The 6,694-nt window shown below is 35.4% G+C and carries 7 protein-coding genes and 1 pseudogene; 6 read left to right on the top strand and 2 right to left on the bottom strand.

Translation table 11 applies throughout. The annotated features are described in order from the left end of the window. From MW688_RS19970 to MW688_RS19960, 3 genes and pseudogenes are all read left to right on the top strand, one after another. Positions 1 to 812, top strand: a pseudogene (locus MW688_RS19970) (hypothetical protein); the annotation flags it as partial. 208 nt (positions 813 to 1,020) lie between these two features. Next, a complete protein-coding gene (locus tag MW688_RS19965; RefSeq protein ID WP_486737767.1) occupies positions 1,021 to 1,743 on the top strand; it encodes a Bax inhibitor-1/YccA family protein in 723 nt (240 codons plus the stop codon). 75 nt (positions 1,744 to 1,818) lie between these two features. Next, the gene (locus tag MW688_RS19960; protein WP_486737766.1) at positions 1,819 to 2,190 is read left to right on the top strand and encodes a hypothetical protein; all 372 of its coding nucleotides are present in this window, start codon (positions 1,819 to 1,821) and stop codon (positions 2,188 to 2,190) included. 2 nt (positions 2,191 to 2,192) lie between these two features. Here the strand turns inward: MW688_RS19960 and MW688_RS19955 are convergent, their stop codons facing one another. Further along, positions 2,193 to 3,281, bottom strand: a complete 1,089-nt coding sequence (locus MW688_RS19955) for a glycosyltransferase family 4 protein (RefSeq protein ID WP_486737768.1) — start codon at positions 3,279 to 3,281, stop codon at positions 2,193 to 2,195. Between the two features lie 98 nt (positions 3,282 to 3,379). Here MW688_RS19955 and dcd point away from each other — a divergent pair, with 98 nt between their 5' ends. The 3 genes from dcd to MW688_RS19940 are packed head-to-tail and all read left to right on the top strand — an operon-like array spanning position 3,380 to position 5,377. Beyond that, entirely contained in the window at positions 3,380 to 3,982 is a 603-nt protein-coding gene (gene dcd, locus MW688_RS19950) for a dCTP deaminase (RefSeq protein ID WP_486737765.1), read from the top strand. A 44-nt stretch (positions 3,983 to 4,026) separates the two neighbouring features. Next, a complete protein-coding gene (thyX, locus tag MW688_RS19945) occupies positions 4,027 to 4,776 on the top strand; it encodes an FAD-dependent thymidylate synthase (RefSeq protein WP_486737764.1) in 750 nt (249 codons plus the stop codon). Between the two features lie 46 nt (positions 4,777 to 4,822). Further along, the gene (locus MW688_RS19940) at positions 4,823 to 5,377 is read left to right on the top strand and encodes a DUF6939 family protein (protein ID WP_486737763.1); all 555 of its coding nucleotides are present in this window, start codon (positions 4,823 to 4,825) and stop codon (positions 5,375 to 5,377) included. 1,054 nt (positions 5,378 to 6,431) lie between these two features. Here the strand turns inward: MW688_RS19940 and MW688_RS19935 are convergent. Further along, entirely contained in the window at positions 6,432 to 6,665 is a 234-nt protein-coding gene (locus tag MW688_RS19935; RefSeq protein WP_486737762.1) for a hypothetical protein, read from the bottom strand. Positions 6,666 to 6,694: the final 29 nt, after the last annotated feature.

Below are 6,694 nucleotides of genomic sequence, written 5' to 3'. Positions count from 1 at the left end.
GATTATACGTAACAACTAAATTAGGAAATTTTGAGAGAAATATAAATAGATTACCTAGTACTGGGGCCTTAAGTTGGCATTTTTATCAAAAAAATAATAAGTGGAATGCTTGTGTACAATTCACTCCCATCCCAATTATCAAGAAGACCAATACTACCAATTTAGGAGTAATTAGTCTAGACTTAAATCCATCATCTATTGATTGGTCTGAGTTAGATTTTGATGGTAATTTAGTTAAACATGGGTCTATTTCATTACAAAGTAATTCTAGTAAAGGTAAGACACAAGCGCAATTTGTCAAAGCATCATTATTTCTAGTGGATTTATCCCTAAAAACGAGAAAGCCAATTGTTCACGAAAAATTAGACTTTTCTCGTAAAAAACAATCTTTAAGAGAGACTAACAAGAAATATAGTCGGATGTTGAGTAGTTGGGGATATAACTCGTTTTTTAAGATTTTAGCCTCTATTGCCGCTAATAGAGGTGTAGAAATAAAAAAAGTAGCTTCTCAATACACTTCTTTGATTGGAATGGTTAAATACATGAGAATGTACGGATTGAATAGTGGTGTAGCGGCAGCTATCGTTATTGGTAGAAGAGGGATGAGATTAAGTGAAAGATTACCGCAGACCATCAAGACTGCTTTATCTGTGAAGGATAGGGCACATCTATGGCGCGTGTATTATAAACTAAATAAACTATTGAAAGCTGAACTTGGATACATAAATAGGAATACCTTTTATCGTATGGAAGTGTACCCTAACTGGGCATGTAAGGTCAAGCTAGTTATTGAGTCTACATATCTAGTGTAGAGTACCGAGTAATTAGCAAGGAATAAAAACACTTTACATGGCAATCATATATACCGCTGACTTTTTTCTGTCTTATTTTGCTGTTTGAGTTAGAAATTTGAGTAGATTTTTAGAAGCGGTTATAACCGTACCAAAGTTGCAAAGTTATTTATTTAACTGCGCTAAAATTAAAGTGTATTAGTTCATTTGTCATCGATTTATTAAGAGTATGAGTAACACTAGTAATTTTCGTAATGCGATAAGAGAAGCTAAAGGTAGTTCCATTATTGGACCTAATGTTATTGCTAATGCCCTACCCTATTTAGGTGGTGGACTTGTCTTAACAGCAGTTGGAACTTACGGCGGTTTGGGTATGATCGGATCGCCAGCATTTTTCCCGACTTTTATTGGCGCAATGATCGCTGAAATTGTTCTATTTTTTGTAGTTCGCGGTATCGCAGAAAAAGGTAACAATAGCGTTGCTTTGCCTCTTCTTGGTCTCTATAGTCTGCTTTCAGGATTTACCCTGAGTGGAATTGTCTTTTTAGCTTTACGCACTCAAGGAGTGGGACCCCAAGGAATAGGAATCGCTGCCTTAGGATGTGGTATTACATTCATAGTAGCTCGTTCTGTGGGTTCTAACCTCTCTGAGGAAGATGGTATGGCTTTAACTAAAACTGTACAGTTAGGGGTAATTGCCCTTTTGGTAGTTTTAGTAGGTCAATTACTATTTAGTCTGTTTGGGATTTATACTCCTAGTTGGTTAGAAGTGGCTATTTCTGGTATAGGTGTCGTCTTATTCGCTGGTGTAGCTGTAGTAGATTTTTACGTTTTACCTAGAACTTACAGAGATGATCAATACCTGTCAGCCTCTTTGTCTATGTATTTGACTTACATCAATCTCTTTATCTTCATCCTGCGTCTATTGATTGCTATCAATGGCAGAGATTAATAATTTTTAAAAGATGAGTAAGCAGAGTTCAGTGTATGATTAAACCTGAACTCTTTTTTTTTACTAATTATTTCAATGTACTATATCCCTCAGTCACCTTACTTGTTAGTGGTTTTTGGTCTGTTTGCTGCTATAACTTCTGGAGTTGCCTTTGAAGCTTCCCTCAAACAAAAGGCTATTAATCTATCTCAAACTACTATCGGAGAAAAATCAACTTTTCGAGAAACACTAGATATATTTATACCTTTTTTAGGGATTTGCAGTGGTACTTTATTATTTCTTACTGGTGGTTTAGGATTGTTTGGTGTCAAACTCTTAGTTTCTGCTGTAATCTCTCTACCAATTACCGCTTTGATTGGCTGGCTGATTTGGTATCAATTAACTATAGTATTATCACAAATTCAAGCTGGTGGTTCTAAGGCTATTGATTTAGATACTTATGAATAAATTTAAGAATACTTACTCAAGATGGTCTTTGTCTCTTCTCCTGTTTTTTGCCAACTAAATCGACTAGCTTGGAGTAAACCTAATTGGGATAAACGCGATCGCACTTGCTGATTTGTAGCTACATTCTCCATAGCCTCTGCTATACTCTCCACTCTATAAGGATTTACTAACCAAGCGGCATCTCCTGCTACTTCTTTTAGGGAAGCAAGATTAGAAGTAATTACTGGTGTAGAACAAGCCATAGCTTCTAGAATTGGTAAACCGAACCCTTCCCAAAGACTAGGATAAACTAATGCTGTGGCTTGAGTTAGTAACTGGGGTAAATCTTGATAGGAAACATAATTAAGAAACCTAAGACGCTCATTTATCCCTAAAGCAACCCCTAATTGTGCTAATTTAGGGGTATAACGGCCATCTTCAGGTCCTGCTAACCATAGTTGTTGTTCACATTTAGGCGCTATCATAGCAAAGGCTTGAAGAATACGAGAGAGGTTTTTATGGGGATCGTGACGTCCTAAATATAAAAAATAGGGTATATCAACCTTCTTGTTAGTTTCCCTAGGCTGAAAATGATTAGAGTCATAAGCTAAATATATGGGGGTTATTTTCTTAGCGGGTACACCGAAAAACTCAGTTAAATCTCTAGCAGTGGCTAGAGAATTACAAATAATATGCTTTGCTTTATTGACAACTTGGGGAACATAATAGCGAAAGTAGGGAGTTAATGGTGAAGTTAATCGCTGAAAGCGTAGGGGAATTAAATCATGAACCATAACTATATAGTTACAGTTACTAAATATTGGGGCTTCAGGTATCGGAGAAAATATTAATGATGCTTGTTGATGATCATAAATAGAGGGTAAGCTAGACTCTGTCCACAGCAAACGTCTTAGATGGCCTATTTTCCCTTGTTCTGGTGTTAAATTGTCGGGAATTAATTGACAATCATAACCAGGTTTGGCTTTACCTATTAACAAGGTAGGCTGCAATTTTTGTAAATAGGGTAGTAAATTAAGGGCATAGTTAGTTATGCCTGTAGGTTGAGACAATAAGAAGGCTAAATTAATTAATATTTTCGATTGAGACACTATAGTATACTTGATATATAATAGTAAAATCTACAAACCTTAGCAACAAACAATTAATATTTATAGTAAAATAAAAGGCTGTGTTTAGGGGAAGGTTGTATATGTTGAAAAATGATAAATGGATTATAGAACAAGCTAAACAAGGTATGATACAGCCTTTTGAAACAAAATCAGTGAGAAGATTGACTCTCGAAACTGGCGAACAATTACCTATTTTGAGTTGGGGTTTAGGATCCTATGGTTACGACTTGAGATTATCACCCCATGATTTTAGAATATTTAGACATATTCCTGGAACTGTAGTAGACCCAAAAAACTTTAATCCCAAAAATTTAGAAGCCGCTGAACTGCATTATAATCCTGATGGTTCTGCTTATTTTATCATTCCTGCCAATAGTTACGGATTAGGCGCCTCCTTAGAAAGTATTAAAATGCCTGCTAATGTGACTGCAATATGCTTAGGAAAGTCTACTTACGCACGTGTAGGGGTGATTGCTAATATTACTCCCCTAGAAGCCTCCTGGGAGGGACAAAGTGTTACCCTAGAATTTTCTAATGCTTCTAGCGCTGATGTGAAAATCTACGCTAACGAAGGAGTAGTCCAATTACTGTTTTTTGAAGGTGAAGCTTGTCAAACAACCTATAAAGATAGAAGTGGGAAATATCAAAATCAAGGTTCAGGAGTAACTTTACCAAAAGTGTAAATCTATATATTTAATGCTACTTATAAAAAAATTTAAATATCCTCATGACTGACCAAAAACATCAAAATCAGGTAACTCTACTAGGTTACTATGGGAGCGATCGCACGCACTGTTTATCTGCATGGCAATCCACTAACCTAGATTTAGGTATTAGTTTACCAGATACAGTAAAAGACCGTATCGATATTCTCTACACAGAAACCATTAAAAATAAACAAAAAAGTTCTGCTAAATTACTCAAATTCTTAGCTGAACATGAACATCATACACCTTTTGAAAAAAGCTGTTTACATTTCCAAGTTAGAGGGGATATAGCCAGTCATATTCATTTAATTAAACACAGAATTGCTGTTAGTATTAATAGTGAGTCAGCCCGTTATAAAGAGTTAGAAGATAAGTGGTATTTACCAGAGGATTGGCAAGATTTACCAGTAAATAAAACTAATCTCCCCTCTGAACTACAATCAATATTCACTGAAGCTAATGACTGGCAAGAATTAATGAATACATATACAAGCTTAGGCCATAAATTATATCATCTAGCCTGTGAAGAATTAACGGAAAAGTTAGGACGAAAAAGAGCTAAAGAAACAGCCAGATATTTTTTAAATTATAATAAGCAATTAGACTTTGATGTTATGTTTAATTTCCGCAGTTTCATGCACTTTCAAAAGCTCAGAAATAGTCAATATGCTCAAAAAGAAATTCAAAATATTGCTCAAGAAATGTTAACAATAATTAAAGAATTAGAAGGAAACCCTTTTCAAGAATCTTTGCAAGCCTTTGGCTACTGACTTTTATCTGTAAAAGTAAACTATTACTAGATTTCATAATTTTAAAATGCCTATTATTATTCAAAATCATCGTCGTAAATTAGATAACATCAAAAAAGATTTTCTAGAAGCGACTATTATTGATGTGACCTCAAAAGGTCAAGAACCTTGGGTTAAATTTAGTCCATTCTATCCTCATGGTCAAATACCAGTTCCTAATTCTCCAGGATACTTTAGTGAAACAGTCGAGGGAATTTGGCAAGGATTAAAAGTGTTTGAAAAAGCTTCGGTGGATTTATCGAAAATGAAGATAAAAGATATGAAAGGAATTAAGCGTAGTACTAGAAAAAATGGCAAATGCTTAGGACATCGTTTAGGAATTAAAGGAGAGAAACTATTAGGATATTTAGAAGCTCGTTATCAGATTTATCTTCCTACTTATCAATGGGTTTTAGAGAATCAATTGCAGGAGTTGGTAAACTCATTAGAAGAAATGGCGAAAAAACAAACAGTTATCCTATTAGATTATGAGACAAATGGAGATGTCCATAATTTGCAAAAGCCTTTATCCCATGCTCAATTAATTAGACTTTATCTTGAAAAAAGTTATCCAATACCATAACATACTTAAATTATAAAAAACATATTACGCATATTCAAGGTAGTAATTTAGAAGCATGGGATTGTAAATCTTAAATAAAAAAAAGAAACATAAGTCTCAAAGTAAATCTAAAGAGGGATAACAAGGCTGAATTGTCTAGCTATATTGAGAAAAAAAACGAATAATAATGAATAATGCCTTGGTCATCTAATATAGCAATGAGCGTTGTACTGTTAACAATATTTATATTTACAGATCCCCCCAACCCCCCTTACTAAGGGGGGCTTTTCATCATTTTTGTCAACATCTATTGGCGAGCTTGCTATAACTATCCCCATTCTCTGAAAAACTTTAATCCAGAAGTTAGAAATAAGACCATTGAGATTGCTAATTCCCTCCTCGATAAAGGTATGAAGAAGGAAGAGCGATCGCCATGGCCACGGCACAGGCTGAGAAATGGGCAGAAAATCGAGATAAACCGATTAAGGAAGAAGAATGACGGAATTTAACACGATCTTAACCGCCATTGGTGGTATTGTTCTGGTTCTTGGTCTTGTTTCCGACTATTTTCGCCGTAATTGGTGTAACTTTAGTGCGGGGAGGAAAGGCGAACCGACGACTACTCAGATCTTGCATCTTTACCCAAAGTTATAGCAATGACCAAATAGATGTTTACAGTTATCATGAAAAGCCCCCCGAGTTTGCGGGGGGAAGGGGGGATCTGTAAATATAAATATTGTTAACACTACAACGCTCATTGCTATACTTGTGGATGAATAATGAGTTTTGAAGTAATGAGTAAGAAGTCAAGACGTCTTGGAGTTTTGGAGTTTTGGAGTTTTGAAGTAATGAGCAATGAGTAATGAGTTAAAGAATTAATGCTCAACGCTTAAAAATTGGTTGACACTGAAGAAAAATGAAGAAGGCGCGAATTTAGTAGGTTGGGTTGAGTCAACGAAACCCAACAATCTACTTATTTTCTCCTCCTGTTATGTGTTGGGTTGCACGACTTTTAACCGCTTCTTGACTCAGTAAGTATTTAGAAAGGTGCAAGTTAAGAGATGAGATAGGTATCTCAGATAATCAGGAGACGATCAGCATTTAAATCAGGAAAATCTAGTAAACGCGCAATATTAGTAATTGTACCTCCAGGCTGACTACCATTACTGTCAAACCATAATAATCCCTCGGGTTGCCCGCTATAACTATCGGCAGAAAATTCATAGATAAAATGCTGATTCTGAGTTAGAGGAGCTGAACCAATGATAAATTGGTCTTCTGAGATTACCGCTTCTAAAAATCTACTCAAATTTACTCAAACAGCAAAATAAGACAGAA

It is taken from the genome of Johannesbaptistia floridana, from assembly GCF_057440575.1.
Note: the sequence above shows the minus strand (reverse complement) of the source record. Positions and strands in the feature narration are given on the sequence as shown.

Bases quoted from the DNA above. Each gene is read 5' to 3' on its own strand.
- MW688_RS19965 (WP_486737767.1), top strand. From the start codon at position 1,021: ATGAGTAACACTAGTAATTTTCGTAATGCGATAAGAGAAGCTAAAGGT.
- MW688_RS19960 (WP_486737766.1), top strand. From the start codon at position 1,819: ATGTACTATATCCCTCAGTCACCTTACTTGTTAGTGGTTTTTGGTCTG.
- dcd (WP_486737765.1), top strand. From the start codon at position 3,380: ATGTTGAAAAATGATAAATGGATTATAGAACAAGCTAAACAAGGTATG.
- thyX (WP_486737764.1), top strand. From the start codon at position 4,027: ATGACTGACCAAAAACATCAAAATCAGGTAACTCTACTAGGTTACTAT.
- MW688_RS19940 (WP_486737763.1), top strand. From the start codon at position 4,823: ATGCCTATTATTATTCAAAATCATCGTCGTAAATTAGATAACATCAAA.